This is a genomic window from Streptomyces sp. NPDC030820 (genome assembly GCF_055572075.1).
On record NZ_JBVIEB010000002.1, the window covers coordinates 628,300 to 652,013 of the forward strand.

At 72.7% G+C, this 23,714-nt stretch carries 19 protein-coding genes; 14 read left to right on the top strand and 5 right to left on the bottom strand.

Features of this window, described 5'->3' with window-relative positions; all coding sequences use genetic code 11:
- Positions 1-12 precede the first annotated feature (12 nt).
- From ACZ418_RS07485 to nudC, 5 genes are all read left to right on the top strand, one after another.
- Positions 13-399 carry an MGMT family protein gene (locus tag ACZ418_RS07485; RefSeq protein ID WP_468358304.1) on the top strand — a complete coding sequence of 129 codons (387 nt, stop codon included), beginning with the start codon at positions 13-15 and terminating at the stop codon, positions 397-399.
- A gap of 212 nt (positions 400-611) precedes the next feature.
- Entirely contained in the window at positions 612-4,058 is a 3,447-nt protein-coding gene (locus ACZ418_RS07490) for an ATP-dependent helicase (RefSeq protein ID WP_468358307.1), read from the top strand.
- Between the two features lie 136 nt (positions 4,059-4,194).
- A complete protein-coding gene (locus ACZ418_RS07495) occupies positions 4,195-7,707 on the top strand; it encodes an ATP-dependent helicase (protein WP_468358310.1) in 3,513 nt (1,170 codons plus the stop codon).
- Positions 7,708-7,760: 53 nt separating this feature from the next.
- Positions 7,761-9,164: a dipeptidase gene (locus ACZ418_RS07500; protein WP_468358313.1), complete on the top strand. Its 1,404-nt coding sequence runs from the start codon at positions 7,761-7,763 to the stop codon at positions 9,162-9,164.
- A gap of 154 nt (positions 9,165-9,318) precedes the next feature.
- Positions 9,319-10,263, top strand: a complete 945-nt coding sequence (nudC, locus tag ACZ418_RS07505; RefSeq protein WP_468358316.1) for an NAD(+) diphosphatase — start codon at positions 9,319-9,321, stop codon at positions 10,261-10,263.
- Positions 10,264-10,336: 73 nt separating this feature from the next.
- Here the strand turns inward: nudC and ACZ418_RS07510 are convergent, their stop codons facing one another.
- The gene (locus ACZ418_RS07510) at positions 10,337-10,579 is read right to left on the bottom strand and encodes a mycoredoxin (protein WP_030649619.1); all 243 of its coding nucleotides are present in this window, start codon (positions 10,577-10,579) and stop codon (positions 10,337-10,339) included.
- Positions 10,580-10,762: 183 nt separating this feature from the next.
- Between ACZ418_RS07510 and ACZ418_RS07515 the strand changes: the two genes are divergently transcribed.
- The 5 genes from ACZ418_RS07515 to ACZ418_RS07535 all read left to right on the top strand — a co-directional run bounded on the left by ACZ418_RS07515 (position 10,763) and on the right by ACZ418_RS07535 (position 14,654).
- Positions 10,763-12,958 carry an ATP-dependent DNA helicase UvrD2 gene (locus ACZ418_RS07515; RefSeq protein WP_468358319.1) on the top strand — a complete coding sequence of 732 codons (2,196 nt, stop codon included), beginning with the start codon at positions 10,763-10,765 and terminating at the stop codon, positions 12,956-12,958.
- A 164-nt stretch (positions 12,959-13,122) separates the two neighbouring features.
- Complete coding sequence (locus ACZ418_RS07520) at positions 13,123-13,443, top strand: hypothetical protein (RefSeq protein WP_468358322.1); 321 nt, start codon at positions 13,123-13,125, stop codon at positions 13,441-13,443.
- A 172-nt stretch (positions 13,444-13,615) separates the two neighbouring features.
- Positions 13,616-13,984 carry a WhiB family transcriptional regulator gene (locus ACZ418_RS07525; RefSeq protein ID WP_023546912.1) on the top strand — a complete coding sequence of 123 codons (369 nt, stop codon included), beginning with the start codon at positions 13,616-13,618 and terminating at the stop codon, positions 13,982-13,984.
- Positions 13,981-14,304 carry a hypothetical protein gene (locus ACZ418_RS07530; RefSeq protein WP_468358325.1) on the top strand — a complete coding sequence of 108 codons (324 nt, stop codon included), beginning with the start codon at positions 13,981-13,983 and terminating at the stop codon, positions 14,302-14,304. The genes ACZ418_RS07525 and ACZ418_RS07530 overlap by 4 nt, the downstream gene beginning before the upstream one ends.
- Before the next feature lie 137 nt (positions 14,305-14,441).
- On the top strand, positions 14,442-14,654 hold the full coding sequence (locus ACZ418_RS07535) for a hypothetical protein (protein ID WP_468358328.1): 213 nt from the start codon (positions 14,442-14,444) through the stop codon (positions 14,652-14,654).
- A 94-nt stretch (positions 14,655-14,748) separates the two neighbouring features.
- Here ACZ418_RS07535 and ACZ418_RS07540 read toward each other — a convergent pair whose 3' ends face one another.
- Positions 14,749-16,143, bottom strand: a complete 1,395-nt coding sequence (locus ACZ418_RS07540) for an ABC1 kinase family protein (RefSeq protein ID WP_468358331.1) — start codon at positions 16,141-16,143, stop codon at positions 14,749-14,751.
- A complete protein-coding gene (locus ACZ418_RS07545) occupies positions 16,136-17,350 on the bottom strand; it encodes a TOMM precursor leader peptide-binding protein (protein WP_468358334.1) in 1,215 nt (404 codons plus the stop codon). The genes ACZ418_RS07540 and ACZ418_RS07545 overlap by 8 nt, the downstream gene beginning before the upstream one ends.
- Before the next feature lie 328 nt (positions 17,351-17,678).
- Between ACZ418_RS07545 and ACZ418_RS07550 the strand changes: the two genes are divergently transcribed.
- From ACZ418_RS07550 to ACZ418_RS07565, 4 genes are all read left to right on the top strand, one after another.
- A complete protein-coding gene (locus tag ACZ418_RS07550; RefSeq protein ID WP_468358337.1) occupies positions 17,679-18,275 on the top strand; it encodes a M48 metallopeptidase family protein in 597 nt (198 codons plus the stop codon).
- Positions 18,276-18,404: 129 nt separating this feature from the next.
- Positions 18,405-20,132 carry a TerD family protein gene (locus ACZ418_RS07555; RefSeq protein WP_468358340.1) on the top strand — a complete coding sequence of 576 codons (1,728 nt, stop codon included), beginning with the start codon at positions 18,405-18,407 and terminating at the stop codon, positions 20,130-20,132.
- A gap of 12 nt (positions 20,133-20,144) precedes the next feature.
- Positions 20,145-20,825, top strand: a complete 681-nt coding sequence (locus tag ACZ418_RS07560) for an AIM24 family protein (protein WP_468358343.1) — start codon at positions 20,145-20,147, stop codon at positions 20,823-20,825.
- Between the two features lie 17 nt (positions 20,826-20,842).
- A complete protein-coding gene (locus tag ACZ418_RS07565; protein ID WP_468358346.1) occupies positions 20,843-21,598 on the top strand; it encodes an AIM24 family protein in 756 nt (251 codons plus the stop codon).
- Between the two features lie 63 nt (positions 21,599-21,661).
- Here ACZ418_RS07565 and ACZ418_RS07570 read toward each other — a convergent pair whose 3' ends face one another.
- Positions 21,662-22,183, bottom strand: a complete 522-nt coding sequence (locus ACZ418_RS07570; protein WP_468358349.1) for an NUDIX hydrolase — start codon at positions 22,181-22,183, stop codon at positions 21,662-21,664.
- Positions 22,180-23,613 carry a zinc-dependent metalloprotease gene (locus ACZ418_RS07575; protein ID WP_468358352.1) on the bottom strand — a complete coding sequence of 478 codons (1,434 nt, stop codon included), beginning with the start codon at positions 23,611-23,613 and terminating at the stop codon, positions 22,180-22,182. The genes ACZ418_RS07570 and ACZ418_RS07575 overlap by 4 nt, the downstream gene beginning before the upstream one ends.
- Between the last annotated feature and the right edge of the window lie 101 nt (positions 23,614-23,714).

The window sequence follows — 23,714 nt, forward strand, 5'->3', positions numbered from 1 at the left end:
AGGATGGGTCGAATGAGCGAGCAGAGCCCTGCCGAGGACACCCGCGAGGAGTACGCGCACGCGTTGCCGGAGTACGCCGAGCGGGTCCTCGAGGTCGCCGAGCGGATCCCGCCGGGGCGGGTCATGACGTACGGCGATGTCGCCGAGTGGCTCGAGGAAGGCGGACCGCGTCAGGTCGGCCGGGTGATGTCGCTCTACGGAGGCGCCGTCCCGTGGTGGCGGGTGGTACGTGCCGACGGGGTGCTGCTGCCCGGCCACGAACTGCGCGCGCTCGCTCACTACCGCGCGGAGGGCACGCCGCTGAAGGAGGCGGCCAGGAGTGCCGAGGGGCATCTGCCGCGGATCGACATGCGGCGGGCCCGATGGGACGGCGGGACGGGCGCGGTGGGTCACACCTGACAGCTTCCGCCATTCGATGCCCTCGGGGAGAGCCTGTAGCCCGTACGGGTGATATGGGGGACGTCCGTGGCATGACGTACGTTCGTGGGTTGTGGGACGCGCGTGGCATGAGCGCCGCGAGGGAAGAAGCGGAAGCCCTGCTTCCGTCCGGTGCGGCGGCGTAGTGTCGGCTGCACGCGTCCCCCTCACTCCGCGGTCACCGCCTCGCGCGCATGACCGCCCGCCCACCAGCACGAACACCAGGACCGGCCGATCACGTGAGCTCCTCCTCCACCAGGCGCCTGCCGCACCCCCCGGTGCGGCAGGGGGGCCGTGGCGCTTACCGACTGGTCCGTACCCCGCCGGCCGCCATGGACCCCCCTCGTCTGGACGCGGCACAGCGCGCCGTGGTTGACCACCACGGCGGACCCCTGCTCGTCCTCGCCGGACCCGGCACCGGCAAGACCACCACCCTCGTCGAGTCCGTGGCCGCGCGGATCGCCCGCGGCGCCGACCCCGAGCGCATCCTGGTGCTGACGTTCAGCCGCAAGGCCGCCGTCGACCTGCGCGACCGCATGGCCCTGCGCATCGGCGCCGCCCGCGCGCCCCGCGCGACCACGTTCCACTCGTACTGCTACGCACTCGTGCGCGCCCACCAGGACAGCGGCCTGTTCACCGAGCCGCTGCGGCTGCTCTCCGGCCCGGAACAGGACGTCACCGTCCGCGAGCTGCTCGCCGGGCAGCCGGAACTGCAGCGGCTCGGACTGGCGCATGTGCGCTGGCCCGACGAGCTGCGCGCCTGCCTGACCACACGGGGCTTCGCCGACGAGGTCCGCGCGGTCCTCGCCCGCAGTCGCGAGCTGGGCCTCGGCCCCGGCGCACTGGACGCCTTCGCCCGCCGTATCGGCCGCCCCGACTGGCGCGCCGCCGCCGCGTTCCTCGCCGAGTACCTGGACGTGCTCGACATGCAGGGCGTGATCGACTACGCGGAACTGGTCCACCGCGCGGTCCTGCTCGCCCGCCGCCCGGAGACCGCCGCACGGCTCGCCGCCCAGTACGACGCCGTGTACGTCGACGAGTACCAGGACACCGACCCCGCCCAGGTACGGCTCCTGCACGCGCTGGCCGGCGGCGGACGGACCCTGGTCGCCTTCGGTGACCCCGACCAGTCGATCTACGCCTTCCGGGGTGCCGACGTGAACGGCATCCTCGACTTCCCGGCGGCCTTCCCGCGCGCGGACGGCCGCCCCGCCCCCGTCGAGGTGCTGCGCACCTCCCGTCGTTCCGGTGCCGCCCTGCTGGCCGCCACCCGGCTGATCACCCAGCGCATGCCGCTGCCCCGGCTGCCCGCCGACAAGGTCCGCGCCCACCGCGAGCCGGCCGCCGTACGGGACGGGGGCCGCGTCGAGGCCTACACGTACCCGACGGCCGGTACAGAACTGGACAACATCGCGGACATCCTGCGCCGCGCACATCTGGAGGACGGCATCGCCTGGAGCGACATGGCCGTCCTGGTCCGGGCCGGCTCCCGCACCCTGCCGACCCTCCGCCGCGCCCTCACCGCGGCCGGTGTTCCGCTGGACATCGACGGCGACGACCTGCCCCTGCGCCACGAGCCGGCGGTGGCCCCGCTGCTGACGGCCCTGCGCGCGGTGGCCACGGCGGAGGCCCGGCGCCACGAGGAGAACGCGAGCGCGTTCTCCCCTGCTGACGAACCCGAGGGAACCGCCTGCGAAGAGGCCGACGCGGACGCCGCTCCCGAGGACGCCGCCCCCGAAGAGACCGCAGAGCCGGCCCCGGACCTCTCCTGGCTCGACACCGAGACCGCGCTCACCCTGCTCGCCTCCCCTCTCGCCGGTATGGACCCGGCCGACCTGCGCCGCCTCGGCCGCGCCCTGCGCGAGGAGGAGCGGGCGGCCGGCAACCCGCTGCCGCCCCCCTCCGACGTACTGCTCGCCCAGGCGCTCGCCGAACCCGAGCGCCTGGCCGTGCACGACCCGGCGTACGCGCGCGGGGCCCAGCGCCTCGGCGCGCTGCTGCGCAAAGCCCGCGAGCGCCTCGCGGGCGGCGGTACGGCCGAGGAGGCGCTGTGGGACCTGTGGGAGGGCACGCCATGGCCGACGCGTCTGGAACGGGCCGCCCGGCGCGGCGGCGCGGCCGGCCGCAACGCCGACCGGGACCTGGATGCCGTGTGCGCGCTGTTCGCCACCGCCGCGCGCGCGGAGGAGCGCACCGGAGGCCGTGGCACGCTGAACTTCCTGGAGGAGATCGAGGCCGAGGACATCGCCGCCGACACGCTCGCGCGCCGCGCGGTACGCCCCGACGCCGTCCGGCTGATGACCGCGCACCGCGCCAAGGGCCTGCAGTGGCGGCTGGTCGTCGTCGCCGGTGTCCAGGAGGGCCTGTGGCCCGACCTCCGCCGACGCGGCTCCCTCCTGGAGGCCGACCGCATCGGCCGCGACGGACTCGCCGAACCGCTCACCCCGGGCGCACTGCTCGCCGAGGAGCGCAGGCTGTTCTACGTGGCCGCCACACGCGCGCGTGAACGCCTCGTCGTCACCGCGGTGAAGGCACCGGCCGACGACGGCGACCAGCCGTCCCGCTTCCTGACCGAGCTCGGCGTCGAGCCGAAGGACGTCACCGGCCGCCCCCGCCGCCCGCTGTCCGTGGCCGCGCTCGTCGCCGAGCTGCGCGCCACCACGGTCGACCCGCGCGCGTCCGCCGCCCTGCGCGAGGCCGCCGCCCGCCGCCTGGCCCGGCTCGCCGCTCTCGCCGACGAGGACGGCCGCCCGCTGGTGCCCTCCGCGCACCCCTACCGCTGGTGGGGCATGTACGAGCCGACGGAGAGCAAGGTGCCGCTGCGCCACCGCGACCGGCCGGTCGTGCTCTCCGGCAGCGCCCTCGACCAGCTCGCCAACACCTGTGCGCTCCAGTGGTTCCTGGGCCGCGAGGTGAAGGCCGACGCCCCGGCCACCACCGCACAGGGCTTCGGCAACGTCGTCCATGTCCTCGCCGACGAGGTCGCCTCCGGCCGTACCCCGGCCGACCTCGACGTCCTCATGGAGCGCCTGGACTCGGTGTGGAACGCGCTCGCCTTCGACGCGCCCTGGAAGTCGCAGCAGGAGAAGGACAACGCGCGCGTGGCGCTCGAACGCTTCCTGAACTGGCACGTGCTGGACCGCACCGGGCGCACCCCGGTCGCGAGCGAGCAGGACTTCGACGTCACCCTCGAAGCGGGCGACTACCAGGTCCGCATCCGCGGCCAGATGGACCGTGTGGAGACGGACGCCGAGGGCCGCGCCTACGTGGTGGACTTCAAGACCGGCAAACAGGCACCCAGCGCCGCCGAGGTGGCCCGCCACCCCCAGCTCGCCGTCTACCAGCTCGCCGTCCAGGAAGGCGCCGTCGACGAGGCCTTCGACGGCACACGTCCCGAACCCGGCGGCGCCGAACTGGTGCACCTCAGGCAGGGCGCCGCCAAACGCGACGGCGGCGACAGCCTGCCCAGGACGCAGACCCAGGAGCCGCTGTCGGGGGAGTGGGTCGGCGAGCTGCTGGCCACCGCCGCCGGCAAGGTCCTCGACGAGAGGTTCGCGCCGAACACCGGCCAGCACTGCACGCACTGCGCGTTCCGGGCCTCGTGCAGCGCCCGCCCCGAGGGACGGCACGTGGTCGAGTGAGCCACCGGGAGCTGCCGGAGTCCACCGGGAGATACCGGAGTGACGCACGGCACCACAGGGGCTGACCTGCGCTTCTTCCTCCCCGGACGGCCGACCCGGGCTCGACTGTCAGTCCCCGCCGCTAGCCTTTTGCGACATGCCCGCCCGCATCACCGACCCCGAGCAGCTCAAAGAGCTCCTCGGCATCCCGTTCACCCCGGAGCAGACGGCCTGCATCACCGCGCCGCCCGCCCCGCAGGTGATCGTGGCCGGAGCCGGGTCGGGCAAGACCACCGTGATGGCCGCCCGCGTGGTCTGGCTGGTCGGCACCGGCCAGGTCGCCCCCGAACAGGTCCTCGGCCTGACCTTCACCAACAAGGCCGCCGGCGAGCTGGCCGAACGCGTCCGCAAGGCCCTGATCAAGGCCGGCGTCACCGACCCGGACGTCATCGACCCGGACAACCCGCCCGGCGAGCCGGTCATCTCGACGTACCACGCCTTCGCCGGCCGCCTCCTCACCGACCACGGACTGCGCCTCGGCCTGGAGCCCACCTCCCGGCTGCTCGCCGACGCCACCCGCTACCAGCTCGCCGCGCGCGTGCTGCGCGAGGCCCCCGGCCCCTACCCCGCGCTGACCCGCTCCTTCGCCGACCTCGTCAGCGACCTGCTCGCCCTCGACTCCGAACTCGCCGAACACCTCGTCGACCCCGAGGAACTGCGCTCCTGGGACGCCGACCTGCTGCGCACCCTCCAGAGCGCCAAACTCACCAACGCCGATCTGCTCAAGGTCCCCGAGACGGCCGCCGCCCGCCGTGAACTCGCCGACCTCGTCCGCCGCTACCGGACGGCCAAACGCGAACGCGACCTGCTCGACTTCGGCGACCAGATCGCCCTGTCCGCCCGCCTCGCCCGCATCCCCGAGGTGGGCCGGCTGCTGCGCGAGGAGTTCCGCGTGGTGCTCCTGGACGAGTACCAGGACACCTCCGTCGCCCAACGCGTCCTGCTCGCCGGCCTGTTCGGCGGCGGTACGGGACATCCCGTGACCGCGGTCGGCGACCCCTGCCAGGCCATCTACGGCTGGCGCGGCGCCTCCGTCGCCAACCTCGACGACTTCCCCGCGCACTTCGCGCACGCCGACGGCCGCCGAGCCACCCGGCAGGCTCTCAGCGAGAACCGCCGCAGCGGCGGCCGCCTCCTCGACCTCGCCAACGGCCTCGCCGAACCCCTGCGCGCCATGCACGCGGGCGTGGAGGCCCTGCGCCCGGCCCCCGGCGCCGAGTACGACGGCACGGTCCGCTGCGCGCTGCTGCCCACCCACGCCGAGGAGATCGACTGGATCGCCGACTCGATCGCCCACCTCGTGCACACCGGCACGGCCCCCGGAGAGATCGCCGTACTGTGCCGCACAGCGACCGACTTCGCCGAGATCCAGGGCGCCCTCGTGGCACGGGACGTCCCCGTCGAGGTGGTCGGCCTGTCCGGGCTGCTGCACCTGCCCGAGGTCGCCGACCTCGTCGCCGTCTGCGAGGTCCTGCAGGACCCCGGCGCCAACGCCGCCCTGGTCCGCCTGCTGACCGGCCCGCGCTGGCGCATCGGCCCCCGCGACCTCGCCCTGCTGGGCCGCCGCGCCCGCCTGCTGGTCGCCCACGCACGCGTGGACGACACCGACGACCCCGACCGCCGGCTCGCCGCCGCCGTCGAAGGGGTCGACCCGGCCGAGGTGATCTCGCTCGCGGACGCCCTCGACACCTTCCTCGAAGCACCCATGGACGCCGAGGCGGACGACGACGGCCTGCCGTTCTCGCCGGACGCGCGCGTGCGCTTCGCGCGCCTCGCCGCCGAACTGCGCGACCTGCGCCGCTCGCTGTCCGACCCGCTGATGGACGTCCTGCACCGCGTGCTCGCCGTCACCGGCCTGGAGGTGGAGCTGTCGGCGTCCCCGCACGCCCTGGCCGCCCGCCGCCGCGAGACCCTGTCCAACTTCCTGGACGTCGCCGCGTCCTTCGCGGCGAGCGACGGCGAGGCCACCCTGCTCGCCTTCCTCGGCTTCCTGCGCACCGCCGCGCAGTACGAGAAGGGCCTCGACAACGCCCTGCCCGGCGGCGAGAACACCGTCAAGGTGCTCACCGCCCACAAGTCCAAGGGCCTGGAGTGGGACGTCGTGGCCGTACCCGGACTGGTCAAGGGCACCTTCCCCAGCGCACAGGGCCGCGAGAAATGGACCGCGCAGGCCAAGGTGGTGCCGCACGCCCTGCGCGGCGACACCGACACCCTGCCCGACGTCGACAGCTGGGACGCGCGCGGCATGAAGGCCTTCCACGAGGCCATGAAGGACCACCAGCACACCGAGGAGCTCCGCCTCGGCTACGTCACCTTCACCCGCCCCCGCTCGCTGCTGCTCGGCTCCGGCCACTGGTGGGGGCCCAGCCAGAAGAAGCCACGCGGCCCCTCCGACTTCCTCCAGGCCCTCCACGACCACTGCGCCGCCGGACACGGCGAGATCGAGGCCTGGGCCGAGGAACCCGCCGAGGACGCGGAGAATCCCGCCCTGCACACGGCCGGCGCCGACCAGGTGTGGCCGCTCCCGCTGGACGCCGCCGCCCTGGCCCGCCGCCGCGCGGCCGCCGAGACCGTCCTCGCCCACCTGGACGCCCTCGCCGCCCAGGACACCACCCACCCGCCGGCCGCCCACGACCCCGCCGCCCTCGACGACCCGGACTGGCCCCCGCCCCCGGACGAAGAGGACGGGTACGACCAGGACCCGTACGGCGAGCAACCGCACGAGGACATGCCCGAGGATCCGTACGGGGACGAGTTCCCGTACGACGACGGCGGCCCCGATGCGCACGATCCCGACAGCCGGCACTCCTGGAGCGCCGGGCGGCCGGCCGTTCCCCACCAGGCGCCCGCGCCCGGCGCACGCGCTCCGCGCACCCCCGATCCCGCACCCGAGACCTCTCTCACCCCCGAGGAGGCCCGCACCATCGCCTCCTGGGACCGTGACCTGGACGCGCTCAGTGGAGAACTGCTGCGCGCCCGGCAGACCGTCACCGACGTCCCGCTGCCCGCCACGCTCACCGCCTCCCAGCTGCTGCGCCTGGCCGAGGACCCGGACGGGCTCGCGCAGGAACTCGCACGCCCCATGCCACGCCCTCCGCAACCGGCCGCGCGCCGGGGCACCCGGTTCCACGCCTGGGTCGAAACCCGCTTCGAGGAACTGACGCTGCCCCTGCTGGAACCGGACGAGCTGCCGGGCAGCGACGCCGAGATCGCCGACGAACAGGACCTGGAAGCCCTGAAGGAGGCCTTCGAACGCACCGAGTACGCCCGGCGCACCCCCTACCGCGTCGAAGCGCCCTTCCAGCTCACCCTCGCCGGCCGCGTCGTACGGGGCCGCATCGACGCGGTCTACAAACACGGCGACGGCGACGGGGCGACGTACGAGATCGTCGACTGGAAGACCAGCCGCACCCGCACCGCCGACCCGCTCCAGCTCGCCGTGTACCGGCTGGCCTGGGCCGAGCAGCAGGGCGTGCCCCCGGAGTCCGTCACGGCCGCCTTCCTGTACGTGCGCACCGGCGAGGTCGTACGGCCGCGGGACCTGCCGGACCGGGCCGCCCTGGAACGGCTCCTCACGGAAGACGCCGAAACGGCGCACCTGGCAACCTGAGTGTGACGAACCGCCCGCCGAGGATGTCGGTGGGGGCCGATAGGCTCGTGAGCATGAGCCAGACCCCGGACAGCGCCGTCCGCGCGTACATCGAGCAGCACCGCGCCGCCTTCCTCGACGACCTCGCGGCATGGCTGCGCATCCCCTCCGTGTCGGCCCAGCCCGACCACGCGCTCGACGTGCGGCGCAGCGCCGACTGGCTCGCCGCCAAGCTCAAGGAGACCGGCTTCCCGACCGCCGAGGTCTGGCAGACCCCCGGCGCCCCGGCCGTCTTCGCCGAGTGGCCCTCCGGCGATCCCGAGGCACCCACCGTCCTCGTCTACGGCCACCACGACGTGCAGCCCGCCGCCCGCGAGGACGGCTGGGACAGCGACCCCTTCGAGCCGGTCGTCCGCGGAAACCGGCTCTACGCGCGCGGGGCGGCCGACGACAAGGGCCAGGTGTTCTTCCACACACTCGGCGTCCGCGCCCACCTCGCCGCCACCGGCCGCACCGCCCCCGCGGTCAACCTGAAGCTGCTGATCGAGGGCGAGGAGGAGTCCGGCTCCCCGCACTTCCGGGCCCTGGTCGAGGAGCACGCGGGACGGCTCGCCGCCGACGCCGTGATCGTCTCCGACACCGGCATGTGGTCCGAGGACACCCCGACCGTCTGCACCGGCATGCGCGGCCTCGCCGAGTGCGAGATCCGGCTGTACGGCCCCGACCAGGACATCCACTCCGGCTCCTTCGGCGGCGCCGTACCCAACCCGGCCACCGCCGCCGCCCGCCTGGTCGCCGCCCTGCACGACGAGCACGCGCGCGTGGCGATCCCCGGCTTCTACGACGGCATCGTGGAGCTGACCGACCGCGAGCGCGAACTCTTCGCCGAGCTGCCCTTCGACGAGCAGCGCTGGCTGGACACCGCCAAGTCCCGCGCCACCCACGGCGAGGCCGGATACAGCACCCTCGAACGCATCTGGGCCCGCCCGACCGCCGAGGTCAACGGCATCGGCGGCGGCTACCAGGGCCCCGGCAGCAAGACGATCATCCCCTCCTCGGCCATGGTGAAGCTGTCCTTCCGGATGGTCGCCGGCCAGGACCCCGACCACCTCGAGAAGGCCGTCCGCACCTGGGCCGAGACACAGGTGCCCGCCGGGATCCGGTACGAGATCGGCTTCGGCGCGGCCACCCGCCCGTGCCTGACACCCCTCGACCACCCCGCACTGCAGTCCGTGGTCCGCGCCATGGGCCGCGCCTTCGAGAAGTCGGTCCGCTTCACCCGCGAGGGCGGCTCCGGACCCGCCGCCGACCTCCAGGAGGTCCTCGGCGCACCCGTGCTCTTCCTGGGCATCTCCGTCCCCTCCGACGGCTGGCACGCCCCGAACGAAAAGGTCGAGCTGGACCTCCTCCTCAAAGGCGTCGAGACCAGCGCCTACCTGTGGGGTGACCTGGCCGAGCACTGGCGTCACACGCCCTGACCGGCCGGTGCCGTACGGGAGGGCAACGCGCGCGGGGCACACTGGAAGGACCGTCCCGCCCGTCCCACCCGCGCCCGGCCCGGTGCCCTCCCGCCCACGTCCCGCCGAACCGCCCGCCGAACGAACCGCTGCACTGGGGGAGTTGGAAGCACCCGTGACCACCTGGACCGACGACACAGCCGATCGACCCATCACGCTGACCGCCCCGAGCGGCATCGACCGCGCCGCCCACCACCGGCTCGACGAGGCCTGGCTGGCTGCGGCATGGAGCCACCCCACGACCCGCTGCTTCGTGGTCTCCGGCGGCCAGGTGCTCATCGACGAGGCCCCGGACGGCCGCACCGAACTCGTCATGACCCCCTCCTTCGAGGCCCCGCTCACCGAGGCGCACCGCTACTTCCTCGGCATCGACGAGGACGGCGTCAGCTACTTCGCACTCCAGAAGGACGCGCTGCCCGGCCGTATCGACCAGTCCGCCCGCCCCGCCGGGCTGCGGGAGGCCGGCCTGCTGCTCTCGCCGCGCGACACCGGGCTGATGGTGCACGCGGTCGGCCTGGAGAACTGGCAGCGCACCCACCGCTTCTGCTCCCGCTGCGGCGAACGCACGGTCATCGCCGCCGCCGGTCACATCCGCCGCTGCCCGGCCTGCGGCGCCGAGCACTACCCGCGCACCGACCCGGCCGTGATCATGGCCGTGACCGACGCGGACGACCGCATCCTGCTCGGCCGCCAGGTCCACTGGCCCGAGGGCCGCTTCTCCACGCTCGCCGGCTTCGTCGAACCCGGCGAGTCCATCGAGCAGGCGGTGCGCCGCGAGGTGTCGGAGGAGGTCGGCGTCACCGTCGGCTCCGTGGAGTACGTCGCCAGCCAGCCCTGGCCCTTCCCGTCCAGCCTGATGCTCGGCTTCATGGCCCGTGCCACCTCGACGGAGATCGACGTCGACGGCGACGAGATCCACGAGGCCCGCTGGTTCTCCCGCGAGGAACTGCACGACGCCTTCGAGTCCGGCGAGGTGCTGCCGCCCTACGGCATCTCCATCGCGGCCCGCCTGATCGAGATGTGGTACGGCAAGCCGCTGCCGACACGCAGCTTCGTCTGAGACACAGCAGGGCGGCCCCTGACGATCTCAGGGGCCGCCCTGCCGCGCGGTCACCGCGGAAACCCGCGGCGCGTCAGGCGGCGAGCTTCTGCTTCACCTGGGCGAGCGACGGGTTCGTCAGCGTGCTGCCGTCCGCGAAGAGCACGGTCGGGACCGTCTGGTTTCCGCCATTCGCCTTCTCCACGAAAGCGGCGGACTCCGGGTCCTGCTCGATGTTGATCTCGGTGTAGGCGATGCCCTCCCGGTCCAGCTGGCTCTTCAGCCGCCGGCAGTAGCCGCACCAAGTCGTGCTGTACATCGTCACAGTGCCCTGCATGTCTCTCGCGCTCCTCAGGCAGCTCGGAAAATCGTCCGGGGGGAAGAACGTACGCGAGCCGCCCGCCATTCCCGCCCGGGGTATCCACAAGCGGCTGTGACGCCTGCCGCATTCATACGACTATCTGTGCCCGCCTGTGGACAACCGGCACGGCGGTCCCGGGCGACCTGGCAGCATGGCGGTGTGACAGCAGCAACGCACTCCCCCCTCTTCCCGCAGGCACCGGACTCTGCCGACGCGGTGCTCGAAGGGCTCGACCCCGAGCAGCGCGCGGTGGCCACCGCCCTGCACGGCCCGGTGTGCGTCCTGGCCGGAGCGGGCACGGGCAAGACCCGGGCGATCACCCACCGCATCGCCTACGGCGTACGCGCCGGCATCCTCCAGCCCCCCAGCGTGCTCGCCGTCACCTTCACCAACCGCGCCGCCGGAGAGATGCGCGGCCGGCTGCGCCAGCTCGGCGCCCACGGCGTCCAGGCTCGCACCTTCCACTCCGCGGCGCTGCGCCAGCTCCAGTACTTCTGGCCGAAAGCGATCGGTGGCGGCATGCCCCGGCTCGTCGACCGCAAGATCCAGCTCGTCGCCGACGCGGCCGCACGCCTGGGCACCCGGCTCGACCGGGGCGAGCTGCGGGACGTCACCGCCGAGATCGAATGGTCCAAGGTCACCCAGACCATCCCCGCCGACTACCCGTACGCGGCCGCGAAGGCCGGCCGCGAGGCCCCGCGCGACCCCACCGAGATCGCCCACCTCTACGCGGCCTACGAAGACCTCAAGCGCGACCGCGCCGTGATCGACTTCGAGGACGTCCTGCTGCTGACCGTCGCCGTCCTCCAGGACCGGCACGACATCGCCGAACAGGTCCGCGCGCAGTACCAGCACTTCGTCGTCGACGAGTACCAGGACGTCAGCCCCCTGCAGCAACGGCTGCTGGAACTCTGGCTCGGCGACCGCGACAACCTGTGCGTCGTCGGTGACGCCAGCCAGACGATCTACTCGTTCACCGGAGCAACGCCCGACCACCTCCTCGACTTCCGCACCCGGCACCCCGGCGCCACCGTCGTCAAACTCGTCCGTGACTACCGCTCCACCCCCCAAGTCGTTCACCTCGCCAACGGCCTGCTCGCCCAGGCCCGCGGCCGCGCCGCCGACCACCGGCTGGAACTGGTCTCCCAGCGGGCCCCCGGCCCCGAGCCCGTCTACACCGAATACACGGACGAACCGGCCGAGGCCGAAGGCGCCGCCCGCCGCATCCGCGAGCTGATCGACGCGGGCGTCCCGGCCGCCGAGATCGCCGTGCTGTTCCGTACGAACGCCCAGTCCGAGACCTACGAGCAGGCCCTCGCCGACGCCGGCGTCCCCTACCAGCTGCGCGGCGCGGAGCGCTTCTTCGACCGGCCCGAGGTGCGCAAGGCCGGCATCGCCCTGCGCGGCGCGGCCCGCTTCGGCGGCAACGACTCCCTGCTGGACGACGCCGTGGACCTGCCCTCCCAGGTGCGTGCCGTCCTGTCCGGAGAAGGCTGGACCACCGAGCCCCCGGCCGGCTCCGGCGCCGTCAGAGAACGCTGGGAGTCACTCGCCGCCCTCGTCGGCCTCGCCCACGACCTCGCCGCCGCCAGACCCGGCGCCACCCTCGGCGACTTCGTGGCGGAACTCGACGAGCGGGCGAACGCCCAGCACGCCCCGACCGTCCAGGGCGTCACCCTCGCCTCCCTGCACGCCGCCAAGGGCCTGGAGTGGGACGTCGTCTTCCTGGTCGGCATCACCGAGGGCATGCTGCCCATCACCTACGCCAGGACCGACGAGCAGATCGAGGAGGAACGCCGGCTGCTCTATGTCGGCGTCACCCGGGCGCGGGAACGGCTCCACCTCTCCTGGGCGCTGTCCCGCTCACCCGGCACCCGCCCCAACCGCAGACCCAGCCACTTCCTCGACGGTCTGCGCCCCGGCACCACCCCCACCGTCGGCCACGCCGGCACCGCCGTCGCCGGAGGCATCGAGCGCGGGACCAGCACCGGCACCCTCGCCGCTCCCCGGCGAACCCAGCGCACCCCCGCCCGCTGCCGGGTCTGCGGCCGCACGCTCACCGACGCCGGCGAGATGAAGCTGATGCGCTGTGAGGACTGCCCCTCGGACATGGACGAAGGGCTCTACGCACGGCTGCGGGAGTGGCGGGCGGTCCAGGCCCAGCGCAGCGGACAGCCGGACTTCTGCGTCTTCACCGACCGCACTCTGATGGCCATCGCCGAGGCGCGGCCCGAGAGTTCCGCCGAACTCTCCCGCATCCCCGGTGTCCTCAGCCGCAAGCTGCGCAGCTACGGAACCGACGTTCTGGCCATCTGCGCAGGCCACGAGGTCGGGGAAGGCGACGAGGGCGACTGACACGAACTCGTCGAAAAAATAGTTTGCGCATGCCCAGCGATCCCCATAGGTTCTAGGCACGGAAGCAGCGGCCTTCTCGAAGGGCCCTGCTCCGTGATGTACTTGCATATCCGAACGGACTGGTTCACCCCAGTCCCTTGAGACGCCGAGAGGAGGCGAGTCCAGTGATCAGCATCAACACCAGCACCATCAGCACGGCCAAACTGACCGATCGCTCGACCGTCTCCCTGTGCATGCTCGGCGCCTCCCACCAGGGCACCGGTCTGTCCGGCATTCGTGCCGACCGTCCGGCGTCCTCCCTCGCTGTCACGGGCCTCCCCGTCCGTGAGCGCAATGAGCGACCGACCAAGGCACTGGAAGCGGTAGCGGCACAGGCGCAGGCCTATGCCTTTGCGGCGGCCGGTGCCGGATTCCGGAAGCAGACGACGCAGCACCACCTGATGTGGGCCTTCCGTGGGCCAGAACCCTGGAGTGATCCAGCCTGATCCGATCAGGCCGGCGCCTTCAGGGCCGCGGAACCCCATCCGGGATCCGCGGCCCTTCTGTTTTCCCCGAACGGGGACGACGGAGCGAAGGGGCCTCGGGACAAGAAAAGAACCCGGTACCAAGCCGACACCCGGTCAACCGGCCGGACCGACCAGACGAGGAAGACCAACCGTGCAACTCGAAGCGCACGCCCCGTCCGTACCGCCTTCGCAAACGATCCCCCCGCCCGGCCTCACGGAGGACTCCACCTTGACCCCCCTCACCGCGCTCACCGCGCTCGACGACGCCATCGAGAACCTCGGCGTACCCGTCCCCTGCCGCTCCTACGACCCGGAGGTCTTCTTCGCCGAGTCGCCGGCCGACGTCGAGTACGCCAAGTCCCTCTGCCGCACCTGCCCGCTGATCGAGGCCTGCCTCGCCGGCGCCAAGGAGCGGCGTGAGCCCTGGGGCGTCTGGGGTGGCGAGCTGTTCGTCCAGGGTGTCGTCGTCGCCCGGAAGCGGCCGCGTGGTCGCCCGCGGAAGAACCCGGTCACGGCATGAACACCGCAGGAACGATCGACCGTCCCCTCACGCACGACCCCCAGAAGCAGGCCCCGATGAAGCCGTCCACCAGCGAGCCCGCAGGCTCCGCGACTCCAGACGTCACCACCACCGGCGCGACCGAAGCGCGCCAGAACAGGACCCGAGAGATGCAACTCATGCAAGAAGCCCTGGCTCGTGCGCATATGCACGAGCGACTCCATGGCGCCGCGCGGGAACGCCGGGCCGTGCGCCTGGCGGTCGCCCAGCGGATGCAGCGCCGGGCCGAGCGCGCCTCGCTGCGCGCCCGGCGCGCGCTCGCCATGGCGGTCATGCAGTAACGATCACACCTGCAGAAGCGGTGGCCTCCCGGCCCGGGAGGCGAAGCCTTCTTGAGCGGGGGCCGGTCCGGCTGAACGGACCGGTCCCCGCGGTGCGTTGTACGGCGTTCCGCCGCCTGCGGAGTTATCGTCGCCAGGTGACGAGTCTTCCCGGACGAAGTGATCAGGGCGGCTCCACCCCGGAGCGCCGCGTGCTCGTGTGCGCCCGCTGCGGAACCCCCGCCGAAGGCCCCCAGCCGGCCACCTGGACCTGCTCCGTGGAGAACGGCGTCCGCCAGTACTTCTGCGACACCTGCTCCAGGGAGAACCTGAGGGCGATCGAGGGGCGGCTGGACTCGTCCTGGTGGTGAGCCGCTTCTTGGGGGCCCCTCCCCCCGCCCCCTCCCCCTCCCCTCCCGCCCCACTTTCAAGAAACGCCGGTCACCCGATCGGAGGCACCCCCGATCACGCCTCCGCCGCAGGCTCCTCCTCGGGCAGTTCGTCGTCCGCCAGTTCGTCCTCGGGCATGTCGGGGACGAACCCGGGCAGCCAGTCCTCCAGCTCCTCGCGGAGCCGTACCGTCGCTCCCAGTTGGCACAGGACGCCGATGGTGCTCAGGGTCACCCGGTGGATCAGCAGATAGGCGGGCGGCAGGTTGAGCCGCTTGCCCAGCTGATAGGCGGGGGAGCGGGGGTCGGCGATGCGGGCGGCCTGGTTGCGCATCCAGGTGCGGTTGAAGGTGAACGCCTCGATCCGGGCCGGTTCGATGATCGGCAGCAGGTAGTCGAGGACCGCGTCGGGGTCCAGCTCTATGGACTCCTTCACGAATCCTTCCTCGCAGAGGAGTTCGTAGACCGGCTCGGCCTCGCCGTCCAGCGTCATCCGGAGCGAGATGCCGATCGGTGTCGGCAGACCGCCGGGCAGCCGGTCGACCGTGCCGAAGTCCAGGACGCCCAGGCGCCAGTCGTCCTCGCCGGCCGGGCCGCCGGGCAGCAGCCGGAAGTTGCCGGGATGCGGGTCGGCGTGCAGCAGGCCGGTGCGGGCCGGGCCCGAGAAGAGGAACCGGGCCAGGAGCTGCCCGGCGCGGTCGCGCTGCTCCGGGGTGCCGTCCGAGATCACCTCCGACAGCGGGATGCCGTCGATCCACTCGGTCACCAGGACCTGATCGCACTGGTGTACCACCGCCGGGACCACCACGTCCGGGTCGTCCGCGAACTCCTCCGCGTGGACGGTCTGGGCCTGCGCCTCCAGTTCGTAGTCCAGCTCCTCGGAGACGCGGTCCTTCAGCTCCGCGATGAGCGGCTTGATGTCCATGCCGGGAATCAGCGGGCCCAGGAGGCGAGCGAAACGGCTCAGTTGGCCGAGGTCGGAGAGCAGGGCCTCGCCGGCGCCCGGGTACTGCACCTTGACCGCCACCTCGCGGCCGTCGTGCCACACGGCCCGGTGCACCTGCCCGATCGAGGCCGCCGCGGCCGGCTTGTCCTCGAACTCCTCGAACAGCTCACGCCAGTCCGGACCGAGCCGCTCCGCGAGCACCGCGTGCACCGTGCGGGTCGGCATCGGCGGCGCCGCCTCCTGGAGCTTGGTCAGCGCGGCGCGGTAGGGCCCGGCGATCTCCTCGGGCAGTGCGGACTCGAAGACGGACAGGGCCTGCCCGAACTTCATCGCACCGCCCTTCAGCTCGCCCAGCACCTTGAACAGCTGCTCCGCCGTGCGCTGTTGCAGTTCCCGGCCGACGATCTCCGCGGACTCGCCCACGATCCGCTTGCCCAGCCCCCAGGTCGCCCGGCCGGCGAAGCCGAGCGGGAGCGCGGCGAGCTTGGCGGTACGGGTGACCGCCTTCCGGGGAAGATCAGACATGAGCCCTCCAAGTCCCAGTCGGCCGCGCCGCGCCTGACTTGCGTCGTCGCTCCGTCGACGGCCGTTGCACCGCCATTGTCGCGCGTACTTCGCCGCCGGTTGAGGAGTGCTCCTCTTTAGGTCTGTCCGCAGCGCCGCACCCGCATGCCGGATGCGGCCGGACCGGCCGGGCATGCCAGTTCAGGCCGGGGGTGGTCACCTCCCAGCGGGTGCCCGTGCCGGACGGCGACTCCCCGTCGAGGAAGGCCAGCGCGTGCGCCGCGGCCAGTCCGGCGACCGCCGTGGCGAGCGTCAGATCGCAGGCCCCGACCCGGCGGGCCCTGGCACACCGCCACTGGGCGGTCAGCCGCGGCCAGGCCGGATCCCGGTCGCCGCGGTCGAGGTGCAGACAGCCGGCGCAGCCCGACGCGCCGGGCAGGACGAGCGGTCCGACGACGCCGGTGCCCTCGACGACACCGGCGTACAGGTGGGGCGTTCCGGAGGCCATGAGCGGCTCGGCGTCGGCCGGGTCCGGTGCGTGCACCGCGACTTCGTCCCGGGGGGTGAGGACCACCAGGGAGAACCCGGGGTCCTGGGCGCCGGATCCGGGGGAGTGGGCGCGACGGGGTGGGCGGTCGGGTGCTGCCCGGCGCACGGCGGCCCGCGCCGCCGTGTCCCGGCGCTCGCCGAGCGACTCGGCGGGCAGCCCGCCCGGTGCCACGTCCCAAGGCTCCACGCGTCCCTCGTCGCGCACGTCGACCTCGCCGACTCCGGTGCCCGACAGCGCCGATGCCAGCATGGCGCCGACGCGGCCCGCGCCCCGCACCTGGACGCGCAGTGCGCGGCGGGCGGCGAGCCGGGCGAGCGCGCCGCCGGGCTCGGCCGTGGTCAGGGACAGCGCGGCGAGGTCGGGGCGCAGCCGCTGCAGGACGTCCGTCTTCGCGCGCAGCGCGTCGGCGGCCGGTCCGCCGCCGCGGGCGTCGTCGACGAGGCCTGCGCGGGTCAGCTGTCCCAGCAGGGTGTCGACATGGGCGTCCGGGAGCTGCAGGCGGCGGCCCTCCTCGCGGAGCAGCGGCAGCCCGCGCGTGCCGTTGAGCAGATCCAGGAAGCCGCGCGTGGCCGGGTCCATCGGTCCCAGTGTCAGTGCGTGCGCCGGGGTCATCCCGAACTGCACGGTCTCGCGATCACGCCAGCCGCGCCGCAGCGCGGGTTTCATCACCGGATGCATGTGTGGCCCCCGTATCCGTGGAAAGCGTCCCGAACATCTCGTCGTCGGTGGAACCGGTCACGTTCCACCGACGCCTGCCAGCATGCCGTGCCCGTCCGCCGGGCGCCGAGGGTTATCCACAGGCTGGGGGTATTTGTCGTATAGGCCGACCGGGTAAAGCGCATCAAATCGGTCGGATGGTGGCGGCAAACCGCTCGTGCGGAGCCCCGTTTAACCGGATGTGCGGATCAGTCGTAGGAATCATAGGAATCAAACGCATGGTGGGGGATCGGCATCGAACCCTTCCGGAGCCGGGACTTCGGCCCGGCCCAGCGGGTAACGTCGGGGCGTGCCCGCCGACCCACTGCACCGCGCCGGAAATCCACAGCGCAGCACGACGAGCCAGCCGCCCGGCGGCTCGGGGGCGAGCGCGATCGAGGTCCGCAGGAGTTCCCGGCGCCGCCGGACGGTCTCCGCGTACCGCGAGGGCGATCGCACCGTCGTACTGATCCCCGCCCGGATGTCGAAGGCGGAGGAACAGCGCTGGATCACCGTCATGCTCGACAAACTCGCTGCCCAGGAGAGCAAGCGGGTGCTCGGCGACGCCGAGCTGGCCGAGCGTGCCGAGCGGCTGTCGGCGCAGTACTTCGACGGCCGGGCGCGCCCCGCCTCCGTACGCTGGGTCACCAACCAGAACACGCGCTGGGGTTCGTGCACCCCGGCCGAGGGCAGCATCCGGCTCTCGCACCGGCTGCAGGGGATGCCCGAGTACGTCGTCGACTACGTCCTCTGCCATGAGCTGGCCCATCTGCTGGTCCCCGGTCACGGGCCGGACTTCTGGCGGCTGCTGGAGGCGTATCCGCGCACCGAGCGGGCCCGCGGCTACCTCGAAGGGGTGGTCGCCGCGGAACGGCTGCCGCATGTGCCCGGGGCGCGCGGGGGGTGAGCCCGGCGCCGTCCGTCCCCCTCCGGGCGCGGTTGTGTACCGGGTCTGTACCGCCTGCGTCCGCTGTCGGACTTTGCCGTTAGCCTGGCGCGACGCACTCATATTCGGGATGGGGGACGGTCGTTACGCATGGCCAGGGAATTCCAACGCGGCCACAAGGCCAGGATCAGTGACCTCACGGCGGGCACGGATCTGTACGTAGGCGTGCAGATCTCCGGCCCCGGGCTGACCTTCGACATCAGCTGCTTCGGTCTGGACGCCGACGAGCGCCTCTCGGACGACCGGTACTTCGTCTTCTTCAACCAGCCGAAGTCCCCGGAGGAGTCCATCCAGCTGCTGGGTGCCCAGGCGGGCGACACCGAGTCGTTCCGGGTCACGCTGGACCGGATCCCCTCGCACATCCACAAGCTGTCCTTCACGGCGACCATCGACGGCGCCGGGCAGATGTCGCAGATCGCCCCCGGCTACCTGCGGATCGTGGCGGGCGGTGAGGAGGTCGCGCGGTACTCCTTCACCGGCGCGGAGTTCTCCACCGAGCGGGCCGTGATGGTCGGCGACATCTACCTGAAGGACGTGTGGCGGTTCGCGGCCGTCGGGCAGGGCTTCGACGGCGGACTTGAGGCGCTGCTGAAGAACTTCGGCGGCGAAGTGCTGGAGGAGGAGGCGCCCGCCGCCCCGCAACAGCCGCAGACCGGTGCCGCCCCCGGCTTCGCCCCGCCCGCCCAGGGCACGACCCCGCCCGCGTTCGCCGCCCCGGCCGCCCCCGCGCCCGCCCCTGCCCCCGCGCCACAGCCCGCCGCCCAGGGCTTCGCGCCGCCGTCCGGAGCAACTCCCGCGCAGGGCTTCACACCGCCGCCCGGACAGACCCCGCAGGGCCACACCCCGCCCCCGGCACCCGCCCCGGCGCCCGCGCCGAACGTGCATGCCGCGCCGACGGTCATCGCCCCCATGACCCCGCCCGTGGGCGGCACCGTCCCGCCGCCGGCCCCGGCTCCCGCACCGTACGGACAGCCCCAGCAGCCGTACGGCCAGCCGCCCCAGCAGCCCTCCTACGGCGGTCAGCCCGCCGCGCCGATGCCCCCGGGCTACGGCCAGCAGCCACCCTCCTACGGCGGTCGGCCCCCCGCGCCCATGCCCCCGGGATACGGGCAGGTCCCCGGCCAACAGCCCGCCGGCACCGGAGTACCGCAGGGCGGCGCCGGTGTGACGGCCGCGCTCCAGGCGTTCAAGGAGACGCCCACCGGGCAGCGCTGGACGCAGCAGAACAAGAAGCTCATCCGGGTCGACCTCGGCATCGGCGGGCAGCCCGTGCTGGCCCGGCAGGGCAGCATGGTGCTCTACCAGGGCAAGGTCGACTTCAGCTACAAGGGCGCCGGATTCGCCGGGCGGATCGTCGGCAACGCCACCGGCCAGGAGATGCAGCTGATGCGCTGCACCGGCAACGGCCAGGTGTTCCTCGCCGAGAACGCCACCCATGTGCACCCCGTCGAACTGCAGGGCGACGCGATCTGCGTGTCCGCGGAGAACGTCCTCGCCTTCGACGAGAGCCTCCACTACGAGGTCCGCCGCATCGAGGGCCACGGCATCCCCGGTGGTGCGCTGTTCACCATGCAGTTCCAGGGCACCGGCACGATCGTCGTCAAGACGCACGGCACGCCCGTGGTCCTGCCGGTCACGCCGACCACCTTCGCCGACTGCAACGCGGTCGTCGCCTGGTCGGCCGCCTCCCAGGTGATCGTCTCCAGCCAGGTCCGCATGCGCCGCAACGCCTACCCGGGCGACACCGGCGAGAGCGTCAACCTCCAGTTCCGGGGCGCGCCCGGCAACTTCATCGTCGTCCAGCCGTACGAGGTCTAAAGGGAGCCCGTCATGAACCAGCCGCTCGCGGGCTACGCCCCCGCACCCGTCACCGCCCGCATGGAGAACCACGGCAGCCACATGCTGAAGGTCGCCATGCAGACCGGGAACGACCTCCTCGCGCGCGTGGGCTCGATGGTCGCCTACGAAGGCTTCATCCAGTACGAGCCCAACCCGCCGGCCGTCCGCCAGATCGCCCGCGACTGGATCACCGGCGAGGGCGCCCCGTTGATGAAGTGCACCGGCGTTGGCCTGCTCTACCTCGCCGACTACGGCGCCAATGTCGTCGTGATCAACCTCAACGGCGACGGCATCTCCGTCAACGCCACCAACCTGCTCGCCTTCGACGCCCACCTCAGCTGGGGCGTGGAGCGGGTCAAGGGCCTCGCGAAGTTCGCCGGGCAGGGGCTGTGGAACACGAGGATCTCCGGGCAGGGCTGGGTCGCGCTGACCTCCCGGGGCAAGCCGATCGTCGTCGACTGCGGCGGCGGCGAGGACGAGACGTACGTCGACCCGGACGCGCTCGTCGCCTGGTCGCCGAACCTGAAGGTGAAGGGCAAGCGCAGCTTCAAGGCGCAGTCGCTGATCGGCCGGGGCAGCGGTGAGGCCTACCAGATGGCCTTCTCCGGCCAGGGCATCGTCGTCGTCCAGCCCAGCGAGGACAGCACCGACCGCCTCCGGATCCGGGGCTGAGGGAGAGTCAGTAAGTCATGCAGAGCCCGCTTTTCGCGCACAACGACGTCCAGACACAGGAGCGCTGGAGCCTGCAGAACTCGCAGCTGCTCCGCGTGACCCTGGAAGGCCACGACGACATCCTCGCCCGCAAGGGCACCATGGTCGCCTACCAGGGGCTGATGGAGTTCGACGCCGAGTACCGGAGCAACAACCAGGCACGCGCGCGTGCGTACACCGGCGAGGGCCTGGACCTGATGCGCTGTCATGGGCAGGGCACGGTGTATCTCGCCAACCTGGCCCAGCACGTGCACATCATGGACGTGGAGCAGGACGGGCTGACCGTCGACAGCTCCTACGTCCTCGCCATGGACTCCTCGCTGCACTACGAGGTCGTCGCCGTCGACAGCCTCTACGGCATCTCCGGCTCCGGGAAGTACCAGCTGAACATCACCGGGCGCGGCAAGGTCGCCCTGATGACCTCGGGCGCGCCGCTGCTGATGCAGGTGACGCCGGACAAGTACGTCAACTGCGACGCGGACGCGATCGTCGCCTGGTCGACCGGGCTGCGCGTGCAGATGCAGGCGCAGACCCATTCCTCCGGAGTGTGGCGCCGGCGCGGCAACACCGGTGAGGGCTGGGAGCTGAGCTTCATGGGGTCCGGCTTCGCGCTGGTCCAGCCCAGCGAGCTGCTGCCGCCGCAGAACGCGGTGATCGGACAGGGCCTCGCCGCCCAGTTCGGCATGGGGCAGCACGGGGCGCGCGGGCAGAACCAGGGGAACGTCTGGAGCTGAGCCGGCGGGTAAGGGGTGGCCGCCATGGCAGCCACCCCTTGCACCGGGCCGTCCCTCACACCGTCACAGCCTGGCCCGCGTCGCCTCCAGCAGGCGTACGACCGACTCGTCAGCCACCTCGGCCACCTCGTCGTACGGAAACCAGCGCAGGTCGAGCGACTCGTCACTGATCGCCTGCACGGCGCCGGGCGGCGCCAGGACCGCGTACTGCACGTCGTAGTGCCAGTGGCAGGGCGCCGGGATCGGATGCCGGTCCAGGCGCACCGGGCCGCCGGGCAACAGGGCCAGCCCGGGGACGCCGGACTCCTCCGTCGCCTCGCGCAGCGCCGCCGCCTCCAGGGACGGGTCGCCCGGCTCGCAGTGGCCGCCCATCTGCAGCCACATCCGCAGCTTCCTGTGCAGGGTGAGCAGCACCCGGCCGTGCTCGGGATCGACGACCAGGGCGCTCGCCGTCACATGGCCGGCCTCACAGGCCTTCCACATGCCGTCCGGGTGGGCCGCGAGATGGTCGAGGTAGGCCTGACGCAGCTCGTCCTGGCCCTCGTACCCCTTCAGGACGAGGACCGCGTCGTCGTGGAGGCTCACTGGGCGTCGTCGCCCTCTGCCGCGCCGTCGTCCTTCTTGCGCAGGTCCGGCTTCTCGGCGGCTTCCCCGAGCATCTTGTCCAGCTCGGAGAAGTCCAGCTGCTCGCGGTGCACGAAGCCGTCCGGGTCGTCCAGGTCGGTCGCGGTCGGCAGCATGTCCGGGTGGGCCCACAGGCCGTCCCGACCGTCGACCCCGCGCGCGTCCGTGAGCGAGGCCCACAGGCGGGAGGCGTCGCGCAGCCGGCGCGGGCGCAGCTCCAGCCCGATCAGGGTGGCGAAGGTCTGCTCGGCCGGGCCGCCCGTGGCACGGCGACGGCGCAGGGTCTCGCGCAGGGCGTCGGCCGACGACAGACGCGGCTTCGCGGCCGCGTGCACCACCGCGTCCACCCAGCCCTCGACGAGCGCCAGCGCGGTCTCCAGCCGGGCCAGGGCGGCCTTCTGCTCCGGGGTGTCCTCCGGCTGGAACATGCCCTGCTGCAGGGCGTCCTGCAGCTGCTCGGGGTTCTGCGGGTCGAACTGGCCGACCACGTCCTCCAGCTTGGCGGTGTCGACCTTGATCCCGCGCGCGTACCCGTCGACCGCGCCGAACAGGTGCGAGCGCAGCCATGGCACATGCGCGAACAGTCGCTGGTGGGCCGCCTCCCGCAGGGCCAGGTACAGCCGCACCTCCTCCTGCGGCACGCTGAGGTCCTTGCCGAAGGCCTCCACGTTGGAAGGGAGCAGCGCGGCCTTGCCGGCCGGGCCGAGCGGCAGGCCGATGTCGGTGGAGCCGACGACCTCGCCCGCGAGCACGCCGACGGCCTGACCGATCTGCGTGCCGAACATGGCGCCGCCCATCGAACGCATCATGCCGATCAGCGGGCCCGCCATGGCCTGCATCTCCTCCGGCAGGACGTCGCCCATGGCCGCGCCGACCCGCTCGGCGACCGGGTCGACCAGCTCCTGCCAGGCCGGCAGGGTCGCCTCGACCCACTCCGCGCGGGACCAGGCCACCGCCGAGGCCGAGCCCGACGGCAGGGACGTCACGTCGTCCAGCCACAGGTCGGCCAGGCGGACGGCCTCCTCGACCGCCTTGCGCTCGGCCGGGCCCACGCTGGCGTCCTTCGTGCCGTCCGGGGTGCCCTGGGCGACCGTCTGGCGGGCGATCTGCTTGGCCATGTCCCAGTTCACCGGGCCGCCCTCGTAGGAGAGCATCTGGCCCAGCTGCTGGAACGCGGCGCCCAGGTCGGTGGGGTTCAGCGACCCGAACATGGCTGCGAGCGGATTGTCGGCGCCGGGGCCGCCAAAGCCTCCGGCTCCGGGCAGGCCGCCGAAACCGAACGGGTTGGCCGGTCCCTGCCCACCACCGCTCTCCTGGTCCTTCTTCTTGCCCTCGTCGCCGTCTTCCGGCTCCTCCGGCGGAAGGCCGAATCCGAATGGGGTGTCACTCACGGGATTCCTCGGCTGGTAAGGCCGCCGGTTCTCTCCGGCGGCGCGGCTGCCCGACAACACCAAGCGTAGACACCCGGACCCGATCGGGCCTCGGTGCTTCG

Bases quoted from the DNA above. Each gene is read 5' to 3' on its own strand.
- ACZ418_RS07530 (WP_468358325.1), top strand. From the start codon at position 13,981: ATGAACACCGCAGGAACGATCGACCGTCCCCTCACGCACGACCCCCAG.
- ACZ418_RS07555 (WP_468358340.1), top strand. From the start codon at position 18,405: ATGGCCAGGGAATTCCAACGCGGCCACAAGGCCAGGATCAGTGACCTC.
- ACZ418_RS07545 (WP_468358334.1), bottom strand. From the start codon at position 17,350: ATGCATCCGGTGATGAAACCCGCGCTGCGGCGCGGCTGGCGTGATCGC.
- ACZ418_RS07540 (WP_468358331.1), bottom strand. From the start codon at position 16,143: ATGTCTGATCTTCCCCGGAAGGCGGTCACCCGTACCGCCAAGCTCGCC.
- ACZ418_RS07485 (WP_468358304.1), top strand. From the start codon at position 13: ATGAGCGAGCAGAGCCCTGCCGAGGACACCCGCGAGGAGTACGCGCAC.
- ACZ418_RS07495 (WP_468358310.1), top strand. From the start codon at position 4,195: ATGCCCGCCCGCATCACCGACCCCGAGCAGCTCAAAGAGCTCCTCGGC.
- ACZ418_RS07565 (WP_468358346.1), top strand. From the start codon at position 20,843: ATGCAGAGCCCGCTTTTCGCGCACAACGACGTCCAGACACAGGAGCGC.
- ACZ418_RS07500 (WP_468358313.1), top strand. From the start codon at position 7,761: ATGAGCCAGACCCCGGACAGCGCCGTCCGCGCGTACATCGAGCAGCAC.
- ACZ418_RS07560 (WP_468358343.1), top strand. From the start codon at position 20,145: ATGAACCAGCCGCTCGCGGGCTACGCCCCCGCACCCGTCACCGCCCGC.
- ACZ418_RS07510 (WP_030649619.1), bottom strand. From the start codon at position 10,579: ATGCAGGGCACTGTGACGATGTACAGCACGACTTGGTGCGGCTACTGC.
- ACZ418_RS07490 (WP_468358307.1), top strand. From the start codon at position 612: ATGACCGCCCGCCCACCAGCACGAACACCAGGACCGGCCGATCACGTG.